The organism is Luteibacter rhizovicinus DSM 16549, assembly GCF_001887595.1.
Lineage (GTDB): Bacteria > Pseudomonadota > Gammaproteobacteria > Xanthomonadales > Rhodanobacteraceae > Luteibacter > Luteibacter rhizovicinus.
The window spans coordinates 2,673,828-2,694,157 of sequence record NZ_CP017480.1 but is presented as its reverse complement, the minus strand read 5'-3'; the positions used below and the strand labels follow the sequence as shown (position 1 = coordinate 2,694,157).

The window sequence follows — 20,330 nt, the reverse complement described above, 5'->3', positions numbered from 1 at the left end:
TTACTTCTTGATCGGACGACGCGGACCCTTACGGGTACGGGCGTTGGTACGCGTGCGCTGGCCGCGCACCGGCAGGCCGCGACGGTGGCGCAGGCCACGATAGCAACCGAGGTCCATGAGGCGCTTGACCGCCATACCGATCTCGCGGCGAAGATCGCCCTCGACCGTGTACTTGGCGATCTCGGCGCGGATCTTCTCGACCTCACCTTCGCTAAGCGACTTGATGGGGGTGGTCGGAACCACACCCGAGTCGACGCAAACCTTCTTCGCCCGCGAACGGCCGATTCCATAAATGCTCTGCAGGCCGACCCAGACATGCTTCTGGACTGGCAAATTGACACCCGCGATGCGCGCCATGATGTACTGTCTCCGATGCGTTTCGTGCGCGGTAAACGCGCAATTCTAACCTGAATTAACCTAAACGGGAAGTCCTGCGGCGCTGGGCGCCAAGGCCTCCCCTACTTGGGGATCTCCGCTGCGTCTCAGCTGCGGCGGAGATTGGACTTCTTAAGCAGACTCTCGTACTGGTGGCTGACGAGATGGGCCTGGACCTGAGCCGTAAAGTCCATCACCACCACCACCACGATCAGCAGCGAAGTGCCGCCGAAATAGAACGGGACGTGCCAGGCGTTCTGCATGAACGTGGGCACCAGGCAGACCAGGACGATGTAAACCGCGCCAACACCGGTAAGCCGGGTCATGACGCCATCGATGTAGTCTGCCGTGGCGCGACCCGGACGGATGCCCGGAATCAACGCGCCCGAACGCTTGAGGTTATCGGCCGTTTCCTGCGAGTTGAACACGATCGCCGTATAGAAGAAGGCGAACCCGATCACCAGCACCGCAAACACGATGTCGTGCACCGGTTCACCCGGGCTCAGCGCCGTGGTCAACCACTGCAACCAACGCGACTGGTGGGCAGTGCCGAACCAGGTCGCCGCAGTCGCGGGGAAGAGCAAGAGGCTGGTCGCGAAGATCGGCGGAATGACGCCCGCCATGTTGATCTTCAGCGGCAGGTGCGAAGTCTGGCGCTGGAACTGGCGCTGACTGCCCTGCTTCGCGTAGTTCACGGTGATACGCCGTTGAGCGCGCTCCATGAACACCACGAAAGCGGTCACCGCCAGGATCAGCGCGGTCACCATGAGCAGCTTCAGAACCGACAGCTCTCCGTTGTTCGCCATCGTCAGCGTGTGCGCAATGGCACCCGGGAGACCGGCCACGATACCGGCAAAGATCAGCATCGAAATGCCGTTGCCGATACCACGCTCCGTGATCTGCTCGCCGAGCCACATCAGGAACATCGTGCCGGCGGTGAGACCGACGACGGATGCCATGACGAAGCCCGCACCGGGCATATAGACCACCGGACCGCTCGCGCCGACCTGCTTCTGCAGGGCGACAGCGATGCCGAACGCCTGGAATGCCGCCAGGCCGACCGTGCCGAAGCGCGTGTACATGGTCATCTTACGACGACCCGACTCGCCTTCCTTGCGCAGAGCCATGAGCGACGGAATGACCGAGCCCATCATCTGCACCACGATCGACGCCGAGATATACGGCACCACACCGAGAGCGAACACCGAGAAGCGGGAAAGCGAACCGCCGGAGAACATGTTGACCATGTTCAACAGACCGCCGCCACCCTCAACCAGGCTGGTCATCGCCTCGGGATTCACGCCCGGAACGGGAATGAACGAACCGAGGCGGAAGACCACCAGCGCACCAATCAGGAAAAAGATGCGCTGACGAAGTTCCGTCAGTTTGCCCAGCGAGCCGAGCGTTGTGCCCTGCGCTGCAGCCACCTGATTACTCCACGCTGCCGCCGGCGGCTTCGATAGCCGCCTTGGCGCCGGCCGTCGCAAGCACGCCCGAGAGCTTGATCGCGCGGGTGATTTCACCCTTCAGGACGATCTTGACCTTCTTCGCGCGGCTGGTCACGAGACCGGCAGCGTGGAGGGTGATCAGATCGATCGTGTCGGCCTTGATGGCAGCCAGCTGGTACAGACGCACTTCTTCGGTGTCGCGCTTCTTCAGGGAGCGGAAGCCCACCTTCGGGAGACGACGCTGCAGCGGCATCTGGCCGCCTTCGAAACCGTAACGGTGCGTGTTACCGGCGCGGGCATGCTGACCCTTATGGCCGCGGCCGGCGGTCTTGCCGAGGCCGGAACCGATACCGCGAGCGACGCGGGTACGGGACTTGCGAGCGCCCTTGCCGGGACGTAGATCGTTAAGACGCATGATTCTTACTCCTCGACCCGAACCAGGTAGTAGACCTTATTGATAAGGCCACGAACCTGCGGGCTATCCTTCAGTTCACGCACATCGTTGATGTGGCTCAGGCCAAGGGCCTTCACGCTCAGACGATGACGACCCTGCACACCGCGCAGGCCCTTGACCAGGCGGACGCGGACGGTACCGCCAACGGCGGTTTCGGTGTTCTTAGCCATTGCCGAGGACCTCTTCGATCGTCTTGCCACGCTTGGCGGCGATGCGCTTCGGCGAAGCGACGGCCTGCAGACCCTTGATCGTCGCGCGGACGAGGTTGATCGGGTTGCGCGAGCCGACGGCCTTGGCGAGCACGTCCTTCACGCCGACCACTTCGAGGACAGCGCGCATGGCGCCGCCGGCGATGACGCCGGTACCCTGGGAAGCGGGCTGCATGTAGACGCGAGCCGCACCGTGGTTAGCCTTGATGGCGTACCACAGCGTGCCCTGGTTCAGTTCAATCGTGACCATGTTGCGGCGGGCGCGTTCCATGGCCTTGGAAATGGCGACCGGCACTTCACGCGCCTTGCCATAACCAAAACCGACGCGACCTTCGCCATCACCAACAACGGTCAGCGCGGTGAAGCTCATCTGGCGGCCACCCTTGACGGTCTTGGCCACGCGGTTGACGGCGATAAGCTTTTCAAGCATGCCGTCCGAATTTTCGCGATCTGTCGAGGACATCTCTTTTCCTGATAGCCCGGAATGATAGTTAGCCGGGACTTCTGTTTACGGCTCGGTCGCCGCTTGGAGTTGTAGGAGCTAAATCGGGCGGCATCGGTTCCGAAGAACCGATGCCGTCGCCTGACGCCTCTTAGAACTTGAGGCCGGCTTCACGAGCTGCATCGGCGAGAGCCTTGATGCGACCGTGGTAACGGAAACCCGAGCGGTCGAACGCGACTGCTTCGATACCGGCGGCCTTGGCGCGCTCGGCAACGATGCGGCCAACGGCCGTGGCGGCTTCCATGTTCTTCGTACCCTTCAGACCCTCGGCAACCGCGGACTGCACGGTCGAGGCGGCTGCCACGACGGTACCGTTCGGTGCGAAGACCTGGGCGTAGATGTGCTGGCCGGTGCGGTGCACGCTCAGGCGGTGGACCGCGAGCTCACGGATGTGAGAGCGGGTCGACTTGGCGCGGCGCAGGCGGGAATCGTTCTTGTTCATCGTATTACTCCAGAAAGCGGATAGACCGATTAGGCCTTCTTGGCTTCCTTCAGGATGATCTTCTCGCCCGCGTAACGGACGCCCTTGCCCTTGTAAGGCTCCGGCGAACGGAAAGCACGGATCTTCGCCGCCGTCTGACCGACGAGCTGCTTGTCAGCGCCCTTGATCAGGATTTCGGTCTGCGTCGGGACTTCGATGGTGATGCCTTCCGGCGCCTCGAAGACGACCGGATGCGAGAAACCGAGCGACAGGTTGACGGCCTTGCCGGCAAGCTGAGCGCGGTAACCCACGCCGACCAGCTCGAGCTTCTTTTCGAAGCCGGCGGTGACGCCCTGGACCATGTTGGCGACGACGGCGCGAGCCGTGCCACCGAACTTGTCGTCGGCGCCATCGGCGAGAACGACCGTGGCGACACCATTTTCCTGCTGGAACGAGACGCCCGGCAGTTCATGGGTCGTCAGGGTGCCCTTCGGGCCCTTGACGGAAACAGTACCGTTGGCGATCGAGATCTCGACACCCTTCGGCAGATTGATAGGCAACTTGGCTACACGTGACATACGGGACTCCTTACGCCACCTGGCCGATGACTTCGCCGCCAAGACCCTTAGCACGGGCCTGAGCGTCGGTCAGGAGACCGGCGGAAGTCGAGATGATGGAGATGCCCAGGCCGCCGAGGACCTTCGGCAGCTCGTCCTTACCGCGGTAGACGCGGAGACCGGAACGGCTGACACGGGAGATGGTTTCGATAGCCGGAAGGCCTTCGAAGTACTTCAGCTTGATCTCGAGGACCGGCTTGCCAGCTTCGTCAGCGGCACGGGCGTCGAGGATATAACCCTCTTTCTGCAGGAGCTGCGCGAGGGCCAGCTTCATTTTCGACGACGGCATACGAACAACCGCTTTGCCAGATGCCTGGCCATTACGGATGCGCGTAAACAGATCGGCGATGGGATCAGTCATGCTCATAAGAAAACCCTTGAGAGTGCACCGATATCCGAATTACCGGAAATCTTCAAATTGTAAAGCCGACAGAAGTCGGTCTGCGTTGCGCAGACCGACGACTATAACAGCTTGCCCCGCCGATGGCGAGTTTTTTACCAGCTAGCCTTACGCAGGCCCGGCACATCGCCGCGCATGGTGGCTTCGCGAAGCTTGTTGCGACCAAGGCCGAACTTGCTGTAGACGCCACGCGGGCGGCCGGTCAGGGCGCAGCGGTTACGCTGGCGCGCCGGGCTGGCATCACGCGGGAGCTTCTGCAGCTTCGTCTGGGCTTCCATCTTCTCGTCATACGAGGCGGTGGAGCTCAGGACGATCGCCTTCAGTTCGGCACGCTTGGTGGCGAACTTCTTGACGAGCTTGGTGCGCTTAACATCGCGCTGGATCATCGAGGTCTTAGCCATGTTCTACCTGTAATCAGTTGCGGAACGGGAAGCTGAATGCTTCCAGCAGCGCCTTGGCTTCTTCGTCGGTCTTGGCGGTGGTGGTGATGGAGATATCCATACCGCGCAGCGCATCAACCTGATCGAAGTCGATTTCCGGGAAAATGATCTGTTCCTTGATGCCGAAGTTGTAGTTACCACGGCCATCGAAAGCACGGCCCGAGACACCACGGAAGTCGCGCGTACGCGGCAGCGAGATGTTGATCAGGCGATCCAGGAATTCCCACATCTGGGCACGACGCAGCGTGACCTTGCAACCGATCGGCCAACCGTCACGGATCTTGAACGAAGCGACCGACACGCGGGCCTTCGTCGTGATCGGCTTCTGGCCGGCGATCTTGGTCATATCAGCGACCGCGTTCTCGAGGATCTTCTTGTTACCGGCGGCTTCGCCGACGCCCATGTTGAGCGTGATCTTCGAGATGCGCGGGACTTCCATGACGTTCTGGTAACCGAAGCGCTCAGTGAGCTTCGACATTACCGACTCTTTGTAAAACGTTTCAAGGCGGGTCATGACTTCGGTTCCTTACGCGTCGACCACTTCGCCAGAGCGGAACACGCGCACCTTGCGCCCGTCCTCGAGCGTCTTGGTGCCAGCGCGCTCGCCCTTGTTGGTGGCGGAGTTGAAGAGCTGTACGTTGGAGATATGGATCGAAGCTTCACGCTCGACGATTCCACCCGGCTGGTTGGCCTGGGGATTCGGCTTGGTGTGACGCTTGACGAGGTTGACGTTCGAGACGACAACGCGCTCTCCGTCAACACGCAGCACGTCACCGCGCTGCCCCTTGTTTTTACCGGTGATGACGACGACGTTATCACCCTTGCGGATACGGTTCATGGTCTGGCCTCCGCTCAGAGCACTTCGGGCGCGAGCGAGACGATCTTCATGAACTTCTCGGTGCGCAGCTCGCGGGTAACCGGCCCGAAAATACGGGTACCGATCGGCTCGAGCTTGTTGTTGAGGAGGACGGCTGCGTTACCGTCGAAACGGATCACGGAACCATCGGCGCGGCGGACACCCTTGGCGGTACGAACCACCACGGCGTTGTACACCTCACCCTTCTTGACCTTACCGCGAGGAATGGCGTCCTTGATGGTCACCTTGATCACATCACCGACGCTGGCGTAACGGCGCTTCGAGCCGCCCAGCACCTTGATGCACATCATTTCCTTCGCGCCGCTGTTATCGGCTGCAGCAAGCGAGCTCTGTACCTGAATCATGGCAGCTCTCCTTAGACTTCAGCGCGCGTGACGATTTCGACCACGCGGTGATGCTTGGTCTTCGACAGCGGACGGCATTCCGCGATGCGCACCAGGTCACCTTCGTTCGCACCGGTCTCGTCATGTGCGTGAAGCTTCGTGGAGCGACGGATGATCTTGCCGAGCAGCGGATGCTGCACCTGGCGCTCGATCAACACGGTCACGGTCTGGTTCATTTTGTTGCTGATGACGCGACCCGTAAGGGTGCGCGCGGTCTTTGTGTTATCGCTCATGTCCGCCGTCCTTACTTCTTAGCGCCGAGCACGAACTTCGTGCGGGCGATGTCACGCCGAACGCGGCGCAGCTGGTGCGGCTGGGTGAGCTGACCGGAGCCTTTCTGCATGCGCAGATTGAACTGCTCCTTGCGAAGGTCCAGCAGATCCTGCTTGAGCTCGTCCGCCGACTTCTGGTTGATATCTTTGCTGGCCATTACATCACCGCCCTGGAGACGAACTGAGTCTGCACGGACAGCTTGGCAGCTGCCAGGCGGAACGCTTCGCGGGCCGTCGTCTCGTCGACACCTTCGATTTCATAAAGCATGCGACCGGGCTGGATCGGGGCGACCCAGAACTCGACGCTACCCTTACCTGCACCCATTCGAACTTCGATGGGCTTGCGGGTGATCGGCTTGTCCGGGAACACGCGGATCCAGAGCTTGCCGCCACGCTTGACGAAGCGCGTGATGCAACGACGGGCCGCTTCGATCTGACGTGCGGTCAGCTGACCGTGCGTCGTCGCCTTGAGGCCGTACTCGCCGAAGCTCACGAGGTTGGAATTGAATGCCAGGCCGTCATTACGACCCTTATGCATCTTGCGGTACTTGGTACGCTTAGGTTGCAACATGGCAACGCTCCTTACTTGGCCGTCCGCTCGCGGCGGTTTTCACCACCATCGCGGCGCGACTGCTGAGGCTGCTGTTCTTCCTTCGACTCGGCGGTAGCTGCTGCCAGATCGAAGATCTCGCCCTTATAGACCCATACCTTGACACCGATGATGCCGTACTGGGTCTTGGCTTCGGCGGTGCCGTAGTCGATGTCCGCACGCAGGGTATGCAGCGGAACACGACCTTCACGGGCCCACTCGGAGCGAGCGATCTCGGCGCCATTCAGACGGCCGGAAACGTTGATCTTGATACCCAGGGCACCGAGGCGCATCGCGTTGCCGACCGAGCGCTTCATGGCGCGGCGGAACATGATGCGACGCTCGAGCTGCTGAGCGATCGATTCTGCGACAAGCTGGGCATCGAGCTCCGGCTTACGGACTTCGCTGACGTTGATGTGCGTCGGAACGCCCATCATGTCGGTGACTTCCTTACGCAGCTTCTCGATGTCCTCGCCCTTCTTGCCGATCACCACGCCCGGACGGGCGGTGTGAATCGTCACGCGGGCGGTCTTGGCCGGGCGCTCGATCTGGATCTTCGAGATACCGGCGGCGGCGAGCTTCTTACGGAGCATCTCGCGGACCTTGAGGTCGGCCTGCAGATACACCGCGTATTCGCCCTTATTGGCGTACCACTTCGAGTTCCAGTCCTTGGCAATGCCGAGGCGGATACCGGTGGGATGTACTTTATGACCCATCGTGTCTTACCCCAGTCAGTTGCCAACAACCACAGTAACGTGGCTGGTGCGCTTCAGGATGCGCGAACCGCGGCCTTTGGCGCGGGCGTACATACGCTTCATGGCCGGACCTTCGTCGACGAAGATACGGACGACCTTCAGCTCGTCCACGTCGGCACCGAGATTGTTTTCGGCGTTGGCGACGGCGGAGAGCAGCACCTTGCGAACAAGGTGAGCGGCCTTCTTGTTGGTAAAGGCGAGCACGTCGCTGGCTCGGCCTACGGGCATGCCGCGGACCAGGTCAGCCACCAGGCGTGCCTTCTGCGCCGAGATGCGGGCGCTGCGCAGGATCGCTTTGGCTTCAGTGCTCATCACTTGCCCTTCTTGTCGCCGGCGTGACCCTTGTACGTGCGGGTCACCGCGAACTCGCCGAGCTTGTGCCCGACCATGTTCTCGTTGATCAACACAGGCACGTGCTGGCGGCCGTTGTGGATGGCGATGGTCAGACCGACCATCTCCGGCAGAATCATCGAACGACGCGACCAGGTCTTGATCGGACGCTTGTTATTGGCGGAAACGGCGGCTTCCACCTTTTTCACGAGGTGCAGGTCGACGAACGGACCTTTTTTTAGAGAGCGCGGCATGATCGTTTCCTAATTACTTGCGACGACGCACGATGAACTGCTGGGTGCGCTTGTTGTTACGCGTCTTGTAACCCTTGGTCGGGGTACCCCACGGGCTGACCGGGTGACGGCCGCCAGAGGTCTTACCTTCACCACCGCCATGCGGATGGTCGACCGGGTTCATCACCACGCCGCGAACCGTCGGACGGATACCCGCCCAGCGCTTCTTACCGGCCTTGCCGAGCTTGCGCAGGCTGTGCTCCGAGTTGCCGACTTCACCGATGGTGGCGCGGCATTCAACCGGGACGCGACGCATTTCGCCGGAGCGAAGACGCAGCGTTGCATAACCCTGCTCACGAGCGACCAGCTGGACCGATGCACCGGCGGAACGCGCGATCTGCGCACCCTTGCCCGGCTTCATTTCGATGCAGTGGATCGTCGAACCGACCGGGATCGAACGAAGCGGCAGGCAGTTGCCCGGCTTGATCGGGGAGTCGGAGCCCGACACGAGACGGTCGCCCACCGCCACGCCCTTCGGCGCGATGATGTAGCGGCGCTCGCCGTCGGCGTAGCACAGCAGCGCGATGTGCGCCGTGCGGTTCGGATCGTATTCAAGACGCTCGACAACGGCGGCAATGCCTTCCTTGTCGCGCTTGAAATCGATGATGCGGTACGCCTGCTTATGACCGCCGCCGCGATGACGCGTGGTGATGCGACCGTAGTGGTTGCGGCCACCCGTCTTCGACTGCGATTCGGTCAGGGGCGCGTAAGGTGCGCCCTTGTGCAGACCTTCGGTCCGCACGCTGACAGCGTCGCGGCGTCCCGGGGAGGTCGGCTTGTGAGTGATCAGTGCCATCTCAATTCAACTCCTGGCTCAGGCCTTGGCCGACACGTCGATCGTGTGACCGTCGGCGAGGCGCACGTAGGCCTTACGCTTGCCCTGGCGGTTGCCAGTGCGAAAGCGGAACGACTTGACCTTGCCCTTTGTGTTAACGAGGTTCACGTCCACGACTTTGACGTCGAAGAGGTGTTCCACCGCTGCACGGACATCGGCCTTGGTCGCCTCAGGCGCCACGACGAATACGTACTGGTTGTTCTCAGCGAGGCGAGCCGACTTCTCAGAGATGTGCGGCGCGCGAAGCGTATTGAGCGTGCGTTCGGTGCTCATGCGAGCCACTCCTCGACTTTCTTGACCGCGTCCACCGTCATGACGACGAAGTCGCTACCGACGAGGCTGACCGGATTGAGGGCCAACACGTCGACGACGTGGATGTACGGAATGTTGCGGGCGGACAGGTAGAGCGCTTCGGTGGCGTCTTCCGACACCAGCAGCACACGACCCTTGACCTCGAGCTCGGCGAGCTTGGCGATCATGCCCTTGGTGCTCGGGGCATCGATCGACAGTTCGGTGACGACCTTAAGGCGACCCTGGCGGGTCAGCTCGGCAACGATCGAACGGATCGCGACGCGATAAGCCTTGCGGTTGACCTTCTGCTCGAAGCTACGCGGCTTGGCCGCGAACGTCACACCACCACCGACGAAGATCGGAGCGCGGTAATCGCCGTGGCGGGCACCGCCGCCCTTCTGCTTCTTGAACTTCTTGGTCGTACCGGACATCTGACCGCGAGACAGCTGAGCCTTCGTACCGGCACGGCCAGCCGCCTGATAGGCGGTGACGACCTGGTGCACGAGGGCCTTCTTGTACTCGCCGCCGAACACTTCGTCCGACACGGTGAGCGCCTTGGCGCCAATAACGTTGAGTTCCATGGCGTCTCTCCTCAGCCCTTGGTCGTCGGACGAATCACGACGTCACCGCCCGGCGCGCCAGGGACTGCGCCCTTGACTGCGATCAGGTGGCGCTCGGCGTCGACCTTGACAACTTCGAGACCCTGCTGGGTGCGGTTGACCGCGCCCATGTGGCCCGACATCTTCTTACCAGGAAACACGCGACCCGGCGTTTGGCGCTGGCCGATCGAGCCAGGGGCGCGATGCGACAGCGAGTTACCGTGCGTAGCATCGCCCATCTTGAAATGGTGACGCTTGATGGTGCCCTGGAAACCTTTACCCTTCGACACGCCTGCAACGTCGACCGTCTGACCGACGGTGAACACGTCGTCAGCCTTGATCTCGGTGCCGATCGCGTACTTGCCTGCGTCTTCCGCGGACACGCGGAATTCCCACAGACCGCGACCCGGCTCAACCTTGGCCTTGGCGTAATGACCCTTTGCGGGGCCCGTCAGAAGCGACGCACGCTTGGCACCGGTCGTAACCTGCACCGCGCTGTAGCCGTCGTTCTCTTCGGTCTTCACCTGCGTCACACGATTCGGGGTCGCTTCAATCAGCGTCACCGGAATCGAGCGGCCGTCTTCGGTGAAGAGCCGGCTCATGCCGCATTTGCGGCCAACCAGTCCGATACTCATCTTCGTATCCTTTATTCCGCTCAGCCGAGCTTGATCTGCACGTCAACGCCAGCCGCAAGATCGAGCTTCATGAGCGCGTCCACGGTTTTGTCGTTGGGGTCGATGATGTCAAGAACGCGCTTGTGAGTACGGGTTTCGTACTGGTCGCGGGCATCTTTATCGACGTGCGGCGACACCAGAATGGTGTAGCGCTCAATCTTGGTCGGCAGGGGGATCGGGCCGAGGACCGTGGCGCCAGTGCGCTTAGCCGTCTCGACGATCTCGCTGGCCGAACGATCGATCAGACGATGATCGAACGCCTTGAGCCGAATGCGAATCTTTTGGTTCGCCATAAAAACCGTGTCCTGTTATCGAAAGAACGTTCTTGTGATTCGGAATGGCTTCTCGCCACCCCGCACAACCCAATTACCTAACTACGGGTGCCGCAACGGGCCACCCTGGAACGGTAAAACCGCCCGGAATGACCCGAAAAAGTCAGGCAGACCGAGTTATCGGCCTGCCCAGACAGAAAAGTATAGAATACACAACGAATTGGGTCAACAGAGCTTCCGCCCCGTGGCCCGTTGGCACTCTACCCGGCATCCTTGCCTGCGAACTCGAAGCACATTCCGTGCGCCTCATTTCGCTGTGAGCCGGCGCCCTTAAGGGGCACTCGACGTATATAACCCGACGAATATATCGGATCTCGGAAAAAAAGGGAAGCTTTTTTCGCACTGCCTTACTCGCCCTGCCGACATCAGGCACCAGCTCACGCCGCAGCGAGCCCTTACGTAGCGACACAGAGCCCTGGTACGCAGCGGCGCAGAGCCTTCGGTGTCCCCGCGAGACGCCCAAGTGTAAGGAGCGACGGCGAAGCCGAGCCGCCCCTCCGCGAGGCCGAAGGCGAGCCAAAAAAAACGGAGGCCCGAAGGCCTCCGTTTTTCGATACCCAGGCAGGTCACCCTGCCCTGGCGATCTTCTTACTTGTTGATCTTCGCCACGACGCCGGCGCCGACGGTACGACCGCCTTCGCGGATCGCGAAGCGCAGGCCTTCGTCCATGGCGATCGGGAAGCCCAGCGTGACGTTGATCTTCACGTTGTCACCCGGCATCACCATCTCGACGCCTTCCGGCAGCTTGATCGAACCCGTCACGTCCGTGGTACGGAAGTAGAACTGCGGGCGATAGTTGCTGAAGAACGGCGTGTGACGGCCACCCTCGTCCTTCGACAGGATGTACACCTCACCCTCGAACTCGGTGTGCGGCGTGACCGACTTCGGAGCAGCCAGCACCTGGCCACGCTCGACGTCTTCACGCTTCAGACCGCGGACCAGCACGCCGACGTTGTCACCGGCCTGACCCTGGTCGAGCAGCTTGCGGAACATTTCCACGCCCGTGACCGTCGTCTGCTGGGTGTCCTTCAGGCCAACCACTTCGGCCGCATCACCCACCTTGACGATGCCGCGCTCGACGCGACCGGTCAGCACCGTACCGCGACCCGAGATCGAGAACACGTCTTCGACCGGCAGCAGGAACGGCTTGTCGATCACGCGCTCCGGCTCCGGAATCCAGCTGTCGAGCGCGTCGACCAGCTTGATGATCGACGGCACGCCGATTTCCGACTGGTCGCCATCAAGAGCAAGACGGGCCGAACCGTGGATGATCGGGGTGTCGTCGCCCGGGAACTCGTACTTCGACAGCAGTTCGCGGACTTCCATCTCGACCAGCTCGAGCAGCTCGGCGTCGTCGACCATGTCAGCCTTGTTCAGGAACACGACGATGTACGGCACGCCGACCTGACGCGACAGCAGGATGTGCTCGCGCGTCTGCGGCATCGGGCCGTCAGCGGCCGAGCACACCAGGATCGCGCCGTCCATCTGCGCCGCACCGGTGATCATGTTCTTGACGTAGTCAGCATGTCCCGGGCAATCGACGTGGCCGTAGTGGCGCATCGGCGATTCGTATTCAACGTGGGCGGTCGAGATCGTGATGCCGCGCGCCTTCTCTTCCGGCGCAGCGTCGATCGAACCGTAGTCCTTGAATTCACCGCCGAAACGCTCGGCACCGATCTTCGTCAGTGCTGCCGTCAGCGTGGTCTTGCCGTGATCGACGTGACCGATGGTGCCGACGTTGACGTGCGGCTTCTTGCGCTCGAACTTACCCTTTGCCATGACCTAAAACCTCGAAGAGAACGTTATATGTTTTGAAGAAGAAGTCCCAATCAGGACTTCTTCATGACCTGCTCAGCGATGTTGCTGGGCGCCGGCTCGTAATGGTCGAATTCCATCGTGAACGTGGCGCGACCCTGCGACAGCGAACGAATCGTGGTCGCATAACCGAACATCTCACCGAGCGGGATCATCGCATTGATGGTCTTGCCCGACGGAGTTTCTTCCTGACCGGTCAGCATGCCGCGACGGCGCGAGATATCGCCCATCACGTCACCGACGTAGTCTTCCGGCGTCACGACTTCAACCTTCATGATCGGCTCGAGCAGAACCGGTTTCGCCTTGGCGAAACCCTGCTTGAACGCCATCGACGAGGCGAGCTTGAACGCCATTTCCGACGAATCGACGTCGTGGTACGAACCGAAGACGAGCTTGACCTTCACGTTGACGACCGGGAAGCCCGCGAGCGGACCGCTGGTGATCGTCTCGCGCAGACCCTTCTCGACGGACGGGATGAATTCCTTCGGAATCACACCGCCGCTGATGTCGTTGATGAAGAGGAAGTCGTCCTTGATGGACGGCGCGATCTTCGGATCCGCACGGTCGGCATCGGAGATCGGCGAGAGTTCGATCACAACGTGACCGTACTGACCCTTACCACCCGACTGCTTGGCGTGCTTGTAGTCCGACTTGACGTCCTGCGCCTGAATCGTCTCGCGGTAAGCCACCTGCGGCTTGCCGACGTTGGCCTCGACGTTGAACTCGCGGCGCATGCGGTCCACCAGGATGTCCAGGTGAAGCTCGCCCATGCCCGAGATGATCGTCTGACCGGACTCTTCGTCCGTCTTGACGCGGAACGACGGATCTTCCGCAGCCAGACGGCCGAGGGCGACGCCCATCTTTTCCTGATCCGACTTGGTCTTCGGCTCGACAGCCATCGAAATCACCGGCTCCGGGAACGTCATGCGCTCCAGGGTGATGATGTGATCCTGCGCGCAAAGCGTGTCACCGGTCGTGACGTCCTTCAGGCCAACCGCAGCGGCGATATCGCCAGCGCGGACTTCCTTCAGTTCGTGACGCTCGTTAGCGTGCATCTGGAGCATGCGGCCGATGCGCTCTTTCTTCGACTTGACCGGGTTGTACACCGGGTCACCGGCGTTCAGCGTGCCCGAATAGACACGGAAGAACGTCAGCGCGCCGACGAACGGGTCGGTCATGATCTTGAACGCGAGCGCCGAGAACGGTGCGTCGTCCTTGGCTTCGCGGGTGTCCGGCTGCTCGTTCTCGTCGATACCTTCGACCGGCGGACGGTCGAGCGGCGACGGGAGCAGATTGACGACCGCGTCGAGCATGGCCTGCACGCCCTTGTTCTTGAAGGCGGTACCGCAGAAGACCGGAATGATCTCGCTGCGCAGGGTGCGCAGACGCAGACCTTCGATGATCTCCGCTTCGGTCAGCTCTTCGCCACCAAGGTACTTGTCCATCATCTCTTCCGTGGCTTCCGCCGCAGCTTCGATCATGGTGGTGCGGTCAGCCTCGGCACGAGCCTGCAGCTCGGCCGGGATCTCGACGTACTCAAACTTCATGCCCTGGGACTCCATGTCCCACTTGACGGCCTTCATCTTGAGAAGATCGACGACGCCTTCGAAGTTGTCTTCGGCACCGATCGGCACCTGCATCGGCACCGGGTTGGCACCGAGGCGAGCCTTCAGCTGGCCAACGACCTTGTCGAAGTTGGCACCGGTACGATCCATCTTGTTGACGAACGCGAGGCGCGGAACCTTGTACCGGTTGGCCTGGCGCCAGACGGTCTCGGACTGCGGCTGCACACCACCCACCGCGCAGAGCACGAACACCGCGCCATCGAGCACGCGGAGCGAACGCTCCACTTCGATGGTGAAGTCAACGTGTCCCGGGGTGTCGATGATGTTGAAGCGGTGCTCGGGCAGCGAACGATCCATGCCCTTCCAGAATGCCGTCGTGGCAGCGGAAGTGATGGTGATGCCGCGCTCCTGCTCCTGCTCCATCCAGTCCATCGTCGCCGCACCGTCATGCACCTCGCCAATCTTATGACTGACACCGGTGTAGAACAGGATGCGCTCCGTGGTCGTGGTCTTGCCGGCATCGATGTGAGCCATGATGCCGAAGTTGCGGTAGCGCTCGATGGGAGTGGTGCGTGCCACGGTCTTTCCTCAATCTGAAGCTGTAGTAATTACCAGCGGTAATGCGAGAAGGCCTTGTTGGCCTCTGCCATACGATGCGTTTCTTCGCGCTTCTTGACGGCGCCGCCACGGGATTCCGAGGCTTCGAGCAGTTCGGCGGCCAGCTTGCGCGGCATGGACGTCTCGCCGCGCTTGCGCGCTGCGTCGATCACCCAGCGCATGGCAAGCGCCATACGACGGCCCGGACGAACTTCGACCGGCACCTGGTACGTGGCACCGCCAACGCGACGCGACTTCACCTCGACGGCCGGGGCGATGTTGCCCAGGGCCTTCTCGACGAGCTGCACCGGCTCACCATGCTTTTCGCTGATGTGCTGGAGGGCGCCGTACACAATGGCTTCGGCTACGGACTTCTTGCCGGACTTCATCACCATATTGATGAAGCGGGCAATCAGCTGGCTTCCGTGCTTCGGGTCCGGGAGGACCACACGGGCGGGATGGGAACCTTTACGCGACATAATTCTTGTCCTTTGCTCAGCTCTTCGGGCGCTTGGCGCCGTACTTCGAGCGCGACTTGCGACGCTTGGTCACGCCGGCGCAGTCGAGACTGCCGCGAACCGTGTGGTAACGCACACCCGGGAGATCCTTGACGCGACCGCCGCGGATCAGGACCACCGAGTGCTCCTGGAGATTATGACCTTCGCCACCGATGTAGCTGATGACTTCGAAACCGTTGGTGAGGCGCACCTTGGCAACCTTACGCAGCGCCGAGTTCGGCTTCTTCGGGGTGGTCGTGTAAACGCGCGTGCAGACGCCGCGACGCTGCGGGCTGCTCTGCAGGGCCGGCGACGCGCTCTTGTACGCCTTCGGGCTGCGGGCTTTGCGAACCAACTGGTTGACTGTCGTCATGCGAAGCTATTCCTGAGAAACATAAAGGCAGACCGAAAGATCGGCCCGCCAGATAAGCGTTGTTGACGTGCGCCTCCCGCCAAGCGGGAGGGCGCCCATCGTCCGTGATTCCGAACACGAGGCGCATCCTTGCGCCTCATTTCGTATGTAAAGCAAAGCCCGGGAGGGTCTTACTCGGCGCTATCGTTGGACCCGGCGGAGGCCTCTTCGAACGTGACGACCGGTGCCGAACCCGAGAGGGTTTCGAGCTCCGAAGCCGTCAGGCCGCCCTGGCTACGACGCGATGCGTGGTATGCCAGACCCGTACCCGCAGGGATTAGCCGTCCAACAATAACATTTTCCTTGAGGCCACGCAACGTGTCGCGGGTGCCACGGACCGCCGCTTCCGTGAGGACGCGGGTGGTTTCCTGGAACGAAGCCGCCGAAATGAACGATTCGGTGGCCAGCGACGCCTTGGTGATACCCAACAGGACCGACTCGAACCCGGCCCGACGCTCGCCCCGCTTCTCGGCGCGATCGTTTTCCTCGTTGATGCGGACACGCTCGACCTGCTCACCGCGCAGGTAGGTGCTGTCACCCGCCTCGGTGATCTCGACCTTGCGCAGCATCTGGCGAATGATCGCTTCGATGTGCTTGTCGTTGATCTTCACGCCCTGCAGGCGGTAGACGTCCTGGATTTCCTTGACCAGGTACGAGGCCAGCGGCTCGACACCCAGCAGGCGCAGGATGTCATGCGGATTCGGCTCGCCGTCGACGACGGTTTCGCCCTTCTCCACGTGCTCGCCTTCGAAGACGATGACCTGACGCCACTTGGGAATCAGCTCCTCGTGCTCGTTGCCGTCCACGTCCTTGATGATCAGGCGCTGCTTGCCCTTGGTGTCCTTGCCGAAGCTGACGATACCCGAACGCTCCGCGAGGATCGCCGGCTCCTTCGGCTTGCGGGCTTCGAACAAGTCGGCAACGCGCGGCAGACCACCGGTGATGTCGCGGGTCTTCGAGGTTTCCTGCGGGATACGAGCGACAACGTCACCCACGCCCACTTCGGTTCCGTTCTGGATCGACACGATCGCGCCGGCCGGCAGGAAGTACTGGGCCGCGATGTCCGTACCCGGCAGCTTGAGCTCACGGCCCTTGCTGTCTTCCAGGCGAACGATCGGGCGCAGATCCTTGGCCTGCGTACCACGACGCTTCGGATCGGTGACCACCGCCGACTCGAGGCCGGTCAGTTCGTCCGTCTGCGACTGCACGGTGATGCCATCGATGAAGTCGATGAAGCGCACCACGCCCGCCACTTCCGTGACGATCGGATGGGTATGCGGATCCCAGTTGGCCACGGTCTGGCCGGACTTGACCGGGTCGCCATCCTTCACGGCGATGGTGGCGCCGTAAGGCACCTTGTAACGCTCGCGCTCGCGACCGTTCGAATCGATGACGCTGACTTCGCCCGAACGCGAGACGGCGACCAGGTGACCCTGGCTGTGCTCGACCGACTTCAGGTTGTTGAACTTCAGTGCACCGGTCGTGCGGATCGTGACGTTATCGACGGCTGCCGCACGGGACGCCGCACCACCGATGTGGAACGTACGCATCGTCAGCTGGGTACCCGGCTCACCGATCGACTGAGCGGCGACCACACCCACGGCCTCACCCATGTTGACCAAGTGACCACGAGCCAGATCGCGGCCGTAGCACAGCGCGCACACGCCATGGCTGGCACGGCAGGTGATCGGCGAACGCACCTTGATCAGCTGCACGCTGGCCTTGTCGAGCTTGTCGACCAGGTACTCGTCGAGCAGGGTGTCGCGGGTCACGATGGCCTGGTCGTCGTCGCCGGGGGCGTAGACGTCCTCGACCACGACGCGACCGAGCACGCGCTCGCGCAACGGCTCGACCACGTCACCGCCTTCGACGATCGGGGACATCATGACGCCGTCTTCCGTGCCGCAATCGTGCTCGGTGATGACGACGTCCTGCGCCACGTCGACGAGACGACGGGTGAGGTAACCGGAGTTCGCGGTCTTCAGCGCCGTATCCGCGAGACCCTTACGGGCACCGTGGGTGGAGTTGAAGTACTGCAGCACGTTCAGGCCTTCACGGAAGTTCGCCTTGATGGGCGTCTCGATGATCGAGCCATCCGGACGAGCCATCAGGCCACGCATACCCGCCAGCTGACGAATCTGGGCCGCGCTACCACGCGCACCGGAGTCCGCCATGATGTACAGCGAGTTCATCGACTTCTGGTTGACCGTCTTGCCGTCGGCGTCCTCGACCTTCTCGGTACCGATACCGTCGATCATCGCCTTGGCGACGAGTTCGTTGGTGCGGGACCAGATGTCGACGACCTTGTTGTAGCGCTCGCCGGCGGTCACGAGACCGGACTGGTACTGCTCCTGGATCTCGACGACTTCCTTCTCGGCTTCCTCGAGGATGCCCTTCTTCTCAGCCGGGATCTTCATGTCGTCGATACCGATGGAGATACCGGCGCGCGTCGCGAAACGGAAGCCGGTGTACATCAGCTTGTCGGCGAACACGACCGATTCCTTCAGACCGAGCAGACGGTAGCTCTGGTTGATCAGGCGCGAGATGTTCTTCTTCGTCAGCTCGGTATTGACCAGCGCGAACGGCAGGCCCTCCGGGATGATTTCCATCAGCAGGGCACGGCCGACCGTCGTATCGACGATCGCGGTACGCGAGGAGGTGGCACCCTCTTCGTCCTGCTCGGTGATGTGGATGCGGACCTTGACCTTGGCGTGCAGTTCGACGGCACGGTTGTCGTACGCACGGCGCACTTCCGCAACGTTGGCGAACACCATGCCGGCGCCCTTCACGTTGATCAGTTCGCGCGTCATGTAGTACAGGCCGAGCACGACGTCCTGCGACGGCACGATGATCGGCTCGCCGTTCGCCGGCGACAGGATGTTGTTGGACGACATCATCAGGGCGCGGGCTTCGAGCTGCGCCTCGATCGACAGCGGTACGTGGACGGCCATCTGGTCACCGTCGAAGTCGGCGTTGAATGCCGTACACACGAGCGGATGCAGCTGGATCGCCTTGCCTTCGATGAGGACCGGCTCGAACGCCTGGATACCGAGACGATGCAGGGTCGGGGCACGGTTGAGCATGACCGGATGTTCGCGGATCACGTCTTCCAGGATGTCCCACACCTGGGCCTCTTCGCGCTCGACGAGCTTCTTCGCGGCCTTGATGGTCGTGGCTTCACCACGAGCCTGCAGCTTGGCGAAGATGAAGGGCTTGAACAGCTCGAGCGCCATCTTCTTCGGCAGGCCGCACTGATGCAGACGCAGCGTCGGGCCGACCACGATGACCGAACGGCCCGAGTAGTCGACGCGCTTGCCGAGCAGGTTCTGGCGGAAGCGGCCCTGCTTGCCCTTGATCATGTCGGCCAGCGACTTCAGCGCGCGCTTGTTCGTGCCGGTGATGGCACGACCGCGACGGCCGTTGTCGAGCAGCGCATCGACCGATTCCTGCAGCATGCGCTTCTCGTTGCGGACGATGATGTCCGGCGCAGCGAGTTCGAGCAGGCGCTTCAGGCGGTTGTTACGGTTGATGACGCGGCGGTACAGGTCGTTGAGGTCGGAGGTCGCGAAGCGACCGCCATCCAGCGGGACGAGCGGGCGCAGGTCCGGCGGCAGCACGGGGAGGACGGTCATGACCATCCATTCCGGCTTGTTGCCAGACTCGAGGAACGCCTCGATCAGCTTCACGCGCTTGGTGAGGCGCTTCAGCTTGGTCTCGGAATTGGTCGCCGTGATCTCTTCCTTGAGGCGAATGACTTCGCCCGGCAGGTCGAGGCTCTTCAGCAGCTCGTAGACGGCCTCGGCACCCATGCGGGCATCGAACTCGTCGCCGTGCTCTTCGGTGGCTTCCAGGTACTGGTCTTCGCTGAGCAGCTGGCCGCGCTCGAGCGCGGTCAGGCCTGGATCGATCACGACGAACGCTTCGAAGTACAGGATGCGCTCGATATCACGCAGGGTCATGTCCAGCATGAGGCCGATGCGCGAGGGCAGCGACTTCAGGAACCAGATGTGCGCGGTCGGGCTGGCCAGCTCGATGTGGCCCATGCGCTCACGACGGACCTTGGCCAGCGTGACCTCGGTGCCGCACTTTTCGCAGACCACGCCACGGTGCTTCATGCGCTTGTACTTGCCGCACAGGCACTCGTAGTCCTTGATCGGGCCAAAGATGGCCGCGCAGAACAGACCGTCACGCTCAGGCTTGAACGTGCGGTAGTTGATGGTTTCCGGCTTCTTGACTTCACCGTACGACCACGACCGGATCAGCTCCGGCGAAGCCAGGGCGATCTTGATCGCGTCGAAGTCCAGCGTCTGTCGCTGCTGGTTGAACAGATTGAGCAGGTCTTTCATGC

Annotated in this window: 28 protein-coding genes; all 28 read right to left on the bottom strand. The window is 61.9% G+C overall.

Annotated elements, in window-relative coordinates:
* Window positions 1–357, bottom strand: a complete 357-nt coding sequence (gene rpsM / locus BJI69_RS12240) for a 30S ribosomal protein S13 (protein WP_046967236.1) — start codon at window positions 355–357, stop codon at window positions 1–3.
* Between the two features lie 125 nt (window positions 358–482).
* A complete protein-coding gene (gene secY, locus BJI69_RS12235; protein WP_046967237.1) occupies window positions 483–1,802 on the bottom strand; it encodes a preprotein translocase subunit SecY in 1,320 nt (439 codons plus the stop codon).
* Window positions 1,803–1,806: 4 nt separating this feature from the next.
* The gene (gene rplO, locus BJI69_RS12230; RefSeq protein WP_046967238.1) at window positions 1,807–2,238 is read right to left on the bottom strand and encodes a 50S ribosomal protein L15; all 432 of its coding nucleotides are present in this window, start codon (window positions 2,236–2,238) and stop codon (window positions 1,807–1,809) included.
* 5 nt (window positions 2,239–2,243) lie between these two features.
* Window positions 2,244–2,447 (bottom strand): 50S ribosomal protein L30, encoded by a 204-nt coding sequence (gene rpmD / locus BJI69_RS12225; RefSeq protein WP_046967239.1) that lies wholly within the window; start codon window positions 2,445–2,447, stop codon window positions 2,244–2,246.
* Window positions 2,440–2,949 carry a 30S ribosomal protein S5 gene (gene rpsE / locus BJI69_RS12220; protein WP_046967240.1) on the bottom strand — a complete coding sequence of 170 codons (510 nt, stop codon included), beginning with the start codon at window positions 2,947–2,949 and terminating at the stop codon, window positions 2,440–2,442. The genes rpmD and rpsE overlap by 8 nt, the downstream gene beginning before the upstream one ends.
* A gap of 130 nt (window positions 2,950–3,079) precedes the next feature.
* Window positions 3,080–3,430, bottom strand: a complete 351-nt coding sequence (rplR, locus tag BJI69_RS12215; protein WP_046967241.1) for a 50S ribosomal protein L18 — start codon at window positions 3,428–3,430, stop codon at window positions 3,080–3,082.
* Between the two features lie 29 nt (window positions 3,431–3,459).
* Window positions 3,460–3,987, bottom strand: coding sequence for a 50S ribosomal protein L6 (rplF, locus tag BJI69_RS12210; protein ID WP_046967242.1), 528 nt, complete (start codon window positions 3,985–3,987; stop codon window positions 3,460–3,462).
* 10 nt (window positions 3,988–3,997) lie between these two features.
* Window positions 3,998–4,393, bottom strand: coding sequence for a 30S ribosomal protein S8 (gene rpsH / locus BJI69_RS12205; protein ID WP_046967243.1), 396 nt, complete (start codon window positions 4,391–4,393; stop codon window positions 3,998–4,000).
* 128 nt (window positions 4,394–4,521) lie between these two features.
* On the bottom strand, window positions 4,522–4,827 hold the full coding sequence (gene rpsN, locus BJI69_RS12200; RefSeq protein ID WP_046967244.1) for a 30S ribosomal protein S14: 306 nt from the start codon (window positions 4,825–4,827) through the stop codon (window positions 4,522–4,524).
* A gap of 13 nt (window positions 4,828–4,840) precedes the next feature.
* Entirely contained in the window at window positions 4,841–5,380 is a 540-nt protein-coding gene (gene rplE / locus BJI69_RS12195) for a 50S ribosomal protein L5 (protein WP_046967245.1), read from the bottom strand.
* A 12-nt stretch (window positions 5,381–5,392) separates the two neighbouring features.
* Window positions 5,393–5,704, bottom strand: coding sequence for a 50S ribosomal protein L24 (gene rplX / locus BJI69_RS12190; RefSeq protein ID WP_046967246.1), 312 nt, complete (start codon window positions 5,702–5,704; stop codon window positions 5,393–5,395).
* Window positions 5,705–5,718: 14 nt separating this feature from the next.
* A complete protein-coding gene (gene rplN / locus BJI69_RS12185) occupies window positions 5,719–6,087 on the bottom strand; it encodes a 50S ribosomal protein L14 (RefSeq protein WP_046967247.1) in 369 nt (122 codons plus the stop codon).
* A gap of 11 nt (window positions 6,088–6,098) precedes the next feature.
* Window positions 6,099–6,359 carry a 30S ribosomal protein S17 gene (gene rpsQ, locus BJI69_RS12180; RefSeq protein ID WP_046967248.1) on the bottom strand — a complete coding sequence of 87 codons (261 nt, stop codon included), beginning with the start codon at window positions 6,357–6,359 and terminating at the stop codon, window positions 6,099–6,101.
* 11 nt (window positions 6,360–6,370) lie between these two features.
* Window positions 6,371–6,556, bottom strand: coding sequence for a 50S ribosomal protein L29 (rpmC, locus tag BJI69_RS12175; protein WP_046967249.1), 186 nt, complete (start codon window positions 6,554–6,556; stop codon window positions 6,371–6,373).
* On the bottom strand, window positions 6,556–6,969 hold the full coding sequence (rplP, locus tag BJI69_RS12170) for a 50S ribosomal protein L16 (RefSeq protein WP_046967250.1): 414 nt from the start codon (window positions 6,967–6,969) through the stop codon (window positions 6,556–6,558). The genes rpmC and rplP overlap by 1 nt, the downstream gene beginning before the upstream one ends.
* Before the next feature lie 11 nt (window positions 6,970–6,980).
* Complete coding sequence (gene rpsC / locus BJI69_RS12165; RefSeq protein WP_046967251.1) at window positions 6,981–7,703, bottom strand: 30S ribosomal protein S3; 723 nt, start codon at window positions 7,701–7,703, stop codon at window positions 6,981–6,983.
* A gap of 15 nt (window positions 7,704–7,718) precedes the next feature.
* On the bottom strand, window positions 7,719–8,054 hold the full coding sequence (gene rplV / locus BJI69_RS12160) for a 50S ribosomal protein L22 (protein WP_046967252.1): 336 nt from the start codon (window positions 8,052–8,054) through the stop codon (window positions 7,719–7,721).
* Window positions 8,054–8,326, bottom strand: coding sequence for a 30S ribosomal protein S19 (gene rpsS / locus BJI69_RS12155; protein WP_029213892.1), 273 nt, complete (start codon window positions 8,324–8,326; stop codon window positions 8,054–8,056). The genes rplV and rpsS overlap by 1 nt, the downstream gene beginning before the upstream one ends.
* Before the next feature lie 13 nt (window positions 8,327–8,339).
* Window positions 8,340–9,161: a 50S ribosomal protein L2 gene (rplB, locus tag BJI69_RS12150; RefSeq protein WP_046967253.1), complete on the bottom strand. Its 822-nt coding sequence runs from the start codon at window positions 9,159–9,161 to the stop codon at window positions 8,340–8,342.
* A gap of 18 nt (window positions 9,162–9,179) precedes the next feature.
* On the bottom strand, window positions 9,180–9,473 hold the full coding sequence (gene rplW, locus BJI69_RS12145; RefSeq protein ID WP_046967254.1) for a 50S ribosomal protein L23: 294 nt from the start codon (window positions 9,471–9,473) through the stop codon (window positions 9,180–9,182).
* The gene (rplD, locus tag BJI69_RS12140) at window positions 9,470–10,072 is read right to left on the bottom strand and encodes a 50S ribosomal protein L4 (protein ID WP_046967255.1); all 603 of its coding nucleotides are present in this window, start codon (window positions 10,070–10,072) and stop codon (window positions 9,470–9,472) included. The genes rplW and rplD overlap by 4 nt, the downstream gene beginning before the upstream one ends.
* Before the next feature lie 11 nt (window positions 10,073–10,083).
* Complete coding sequence (rplC, locus tag BJI69_RS12135) at window positions 10,084–10,725, bottom strand: 50S ribosomal protein L3 (RefSeq protein WP_046967256.1); 642 nt, start codon at window positions 10,723–10,725, stop codon at window positions 10,084–10,086.
* 20 nt (window positions 10,726–10,745) lie between these two features.
* Window positions 10,746–11,057 (bottom strand): 30S ribosomal protein S10, encoded by a 312-nt coding sequence (gene rpsJ / locus BJI69_RS12130; protein WP_036140140.1) that lies wholly within the window; start codon window positions 11,055–11,057, stop codon window positions 10,746–10,748.
* 627 nt (window positions 11,058–11,684) lie between these two features.
* Window positions 11,685–12,875: an elongation factor Tu gene (gene tuf, locus BJI69_RS12125; protein WP_071924950.1), complete on the bottom strand. Its 1,191-nt coding sequence runs from the start codon at window positions 12,873–12,875 to the stop codon at window positions 11,685–11,687.
* A gap of 50 nt (window positions 12,876–12,925) precedes the next feature.
* Window positions 12,926–15,055, bottom strand: a complete 2,130-nt coding sequence (gene fusA / locus BJI69_RS12120) for an elongation factor G (protein ID WP_046969522.1) — start codon at window positions 15,053–15,055, stop codon at window positions 12,926–12,928.
* A gap of 29 nt (window positions 15,056–15,084) precedes the next feature.
* Window positions 15,085–15,552, bottom strand: coding sequence for a 30S ribosomal protein S7 (rpsG, locus tag BJI69_RS12115; protein WP_046969521.1), 468 nt, complete (start codon window positions 15,550–15,552; stop codon window positions 15,085–15,087).
* Between the two features lie 16 nt (window positions 15,553–15,568).
* Window positions 15,569–15,943 carry a 30S ribosomal protein S12 gene (rpsL, locus tag BJI69_RS12110; protein WP_046969520.1) on the bottom strand — a complete coding sequence of 125 codons (375 nt, stop codon included), beginning with the start codon at window positions 15,941–15,943 and terminating at the stop codon, window positions 15,569–15,571.
* 170 nt (window positions 15,944–16,113) lie between these two features.
* Window positions 16,114–20,328, bottom strand: a complete 4,215-nt coding sequence (rpoC, locus tag BJI69_RS12105) for a DNA-directed RNA polymerase subunit beta' (RefSeq protein WP_046969519.1) — start codon at window positions 20,326–20,328, stop codon at window positions 16,114–16,116.
* Window positions 20,329–20,330 lie beyond the last annotated feature (2 nt).

What these genes read in the sequence shown, in the direction of transcription:
- rplP (WP_046967250.1), bottom strand. Translation starts at nt 6,969, where the DNA reads ATGTTGCAACCTAAGCGTACCAAGTACCGCAAGATGCATAAGGGTCGT.
- rpsJ (WP_036140140.1), bottom strand. Translation starts at nt 11,057, where the DNA reads ATGGCGAACCAAAAGATTCGCATTCGGCTCAAGGCGTTCGATCATCGT.
- rpsM (WP_046967236.1), bottom strand. Translation starts at nt 357, where the DNA reads ATGGCGCGCATCGCGGGTGTCAATTTGCCAGTCCAGAAGCATGTCTGG.
- rpsL (WP_046969520.1), bottom strand. Translation starts at nt 15,943, where the DNA reads ATGACGACAGTCAACCAGTTGGTTCGCAAAGCCCGCAGCCCGAAGGCG.
- rpsE (WP_046967240.1), bottom strand. Translation starts at nt 2,949, where the DNA reads ATGTCCTCGACAGATCGCGAAAATTCGGACGGCATGCTTGAAAAGCTT.
- rplX (WP_046967246.1), bottom strand. Translation starts at nt 5,704, where the DNA reads ATGAACCGTATCCGCAAGGGTGATAACGTCGTCGTCATCACCGGTAAA.
- rpsC (WP_046967251.1), bottom strand. Translation starts at nt 7,703, where the DNA reads ATGGGTCATAAAGTACATCCCACCGGTATCCGCCTCGGCATTGCCAAG.
- rplV (WP_046967252.1), bottom strand. Translation starts at nt 8,054, where the DNA reads ATGAGCACTGAAGCCAAAGCGATCCTGCGCAGCGCCCGCATCTCGGCG.
- rplC (WP_046967256.1), bottom strand. Translation starts at nt 10,725, where the DNA reads ATGAGTATCGGACTGGTTGGCCGCAAATGCGGCATGAGCCGGCTCTTC.
- rpoC (WP_046969519.1), bottom strand. Translation starts at nt 20,328, where the DNA reads ATGAAAGACCTGCTCAATCTGTTCAACCAGCAGCGACAGACGCTGGAC.
- tuf (WP_071924950.1), bottom strand. Translation starts at nt 12,875, where the DNA reads ATGGCAAAGGGTAAGTTCGAGCGCAAGAAGCCGCACGTCAACGTCGGC.
- rplN (WP_046967247.1), bottom strand. Translation starts at nt 6,087, where the DNA reads ATGATTCAGGTACAGAGCTCGCTTGCTGCAGCCGATAACAGCGGCGCG.
- rpsS (WP_029213892.1), bottom strand. Translation starts at nt 8,326, where the DNA reads ATGCCGCGCTCTCTAAAAAAAGGTCCGTTCGTCGACCTGCACCTCGTG.
- rpsN (WP_046967244.1), bottom strand. Translation starts at nt 4,827, where the DNA reads ATGGCTAAGACCTCGATGATCCAGCGCGATGTTAAGCGCACCAAGCTC.
- rpsQ (WP_046967248.1), bottom strand. Translation starts at nt 6,359, where the DNA reads ATGAGCGATAACACAAAGACCGCGCGCACCCTTACGGGTCGCGTCATC.
- rpmC (WP_046967249.1), bottom strand. Translation starts at nt 6,556, where the DNA reads ATGGCCAGCAAAGATATCAACCAGAAGTCGGCGGACGAGCTCAAGCAG.
- rpmD (WP_046967239.1), bottom strand. Translation starts at nt 2,447, where the DNA reads ATGGCTAAGAACACCGAAACCGCCGTTGGCGGTACCGTCCGCGTCCGC.
- rplD (WP_046967255.1), bottom strand. Translation starts at nt 10,072, where the DNA reads ATGGAACTCAACGTTATTGGCGCCAAGGCGCTCACCGTGTCGGACGAA.
- rplR (WP_046967241.1), bottom strand. Translation starts at nt 3,430, where the DNA reads ATGAACAAGAACGATTCCCGCCTGCGCCGCGCCAAGTCGACCCGCTCT.
- rplF (WP_046967242.1), bottom strand. Translation starts at nt 3,987, where the DNA reads ATGTCACGTGTAGCCAAGTTGCCTATCAATCTGCCGAAGGGTGTCGAG.
- rplE (WP_046967245.1), bottom strand. Translation starts at nt 5,380, where the DNA reads ATGACCCGCCTTGAAACGTTTTACAAAGAGTCGGTAATGTCGAAGCTC.
- rpsH (WP_046967243.1), bottom strand. Translation starts at nt 4,393, where the DNA reads ATGAGCATGACTGATCCCATCGCCGATCTGTTTACGCGCATCCGTAAT.
- rplB (WP_046967253.1), bottom strand. Translation starts at nt 9,161, where the DNA reads ATGGCACTGATCACTCACAAGCCGACCTCCCCGGGACGCCGCGACGCT.
- rplW (WP_046967254.1), bottom strand. Translation starts at nt 9,473, where the DNA reads ATGAGCACCGAACGCACGCTCAATACGCTTCGCGCGCCGCACATCTCT.
- rpsG (WP_046969521.1), bottom strand. Translation starts at nt 15,552, where the DNA reads ATGTCGCGTAAAGGTTCCCATCCCGCCCGTGTGGTCCTCCCGGACCCG.
- rplO (WP_046967238.1), bottom strand. Translation starts at nt 2,238, where the DNA reads ATGCGTCTTAACGATCTACGTCCCGGCAAGGGCGCTCGCAAGTCCCGT.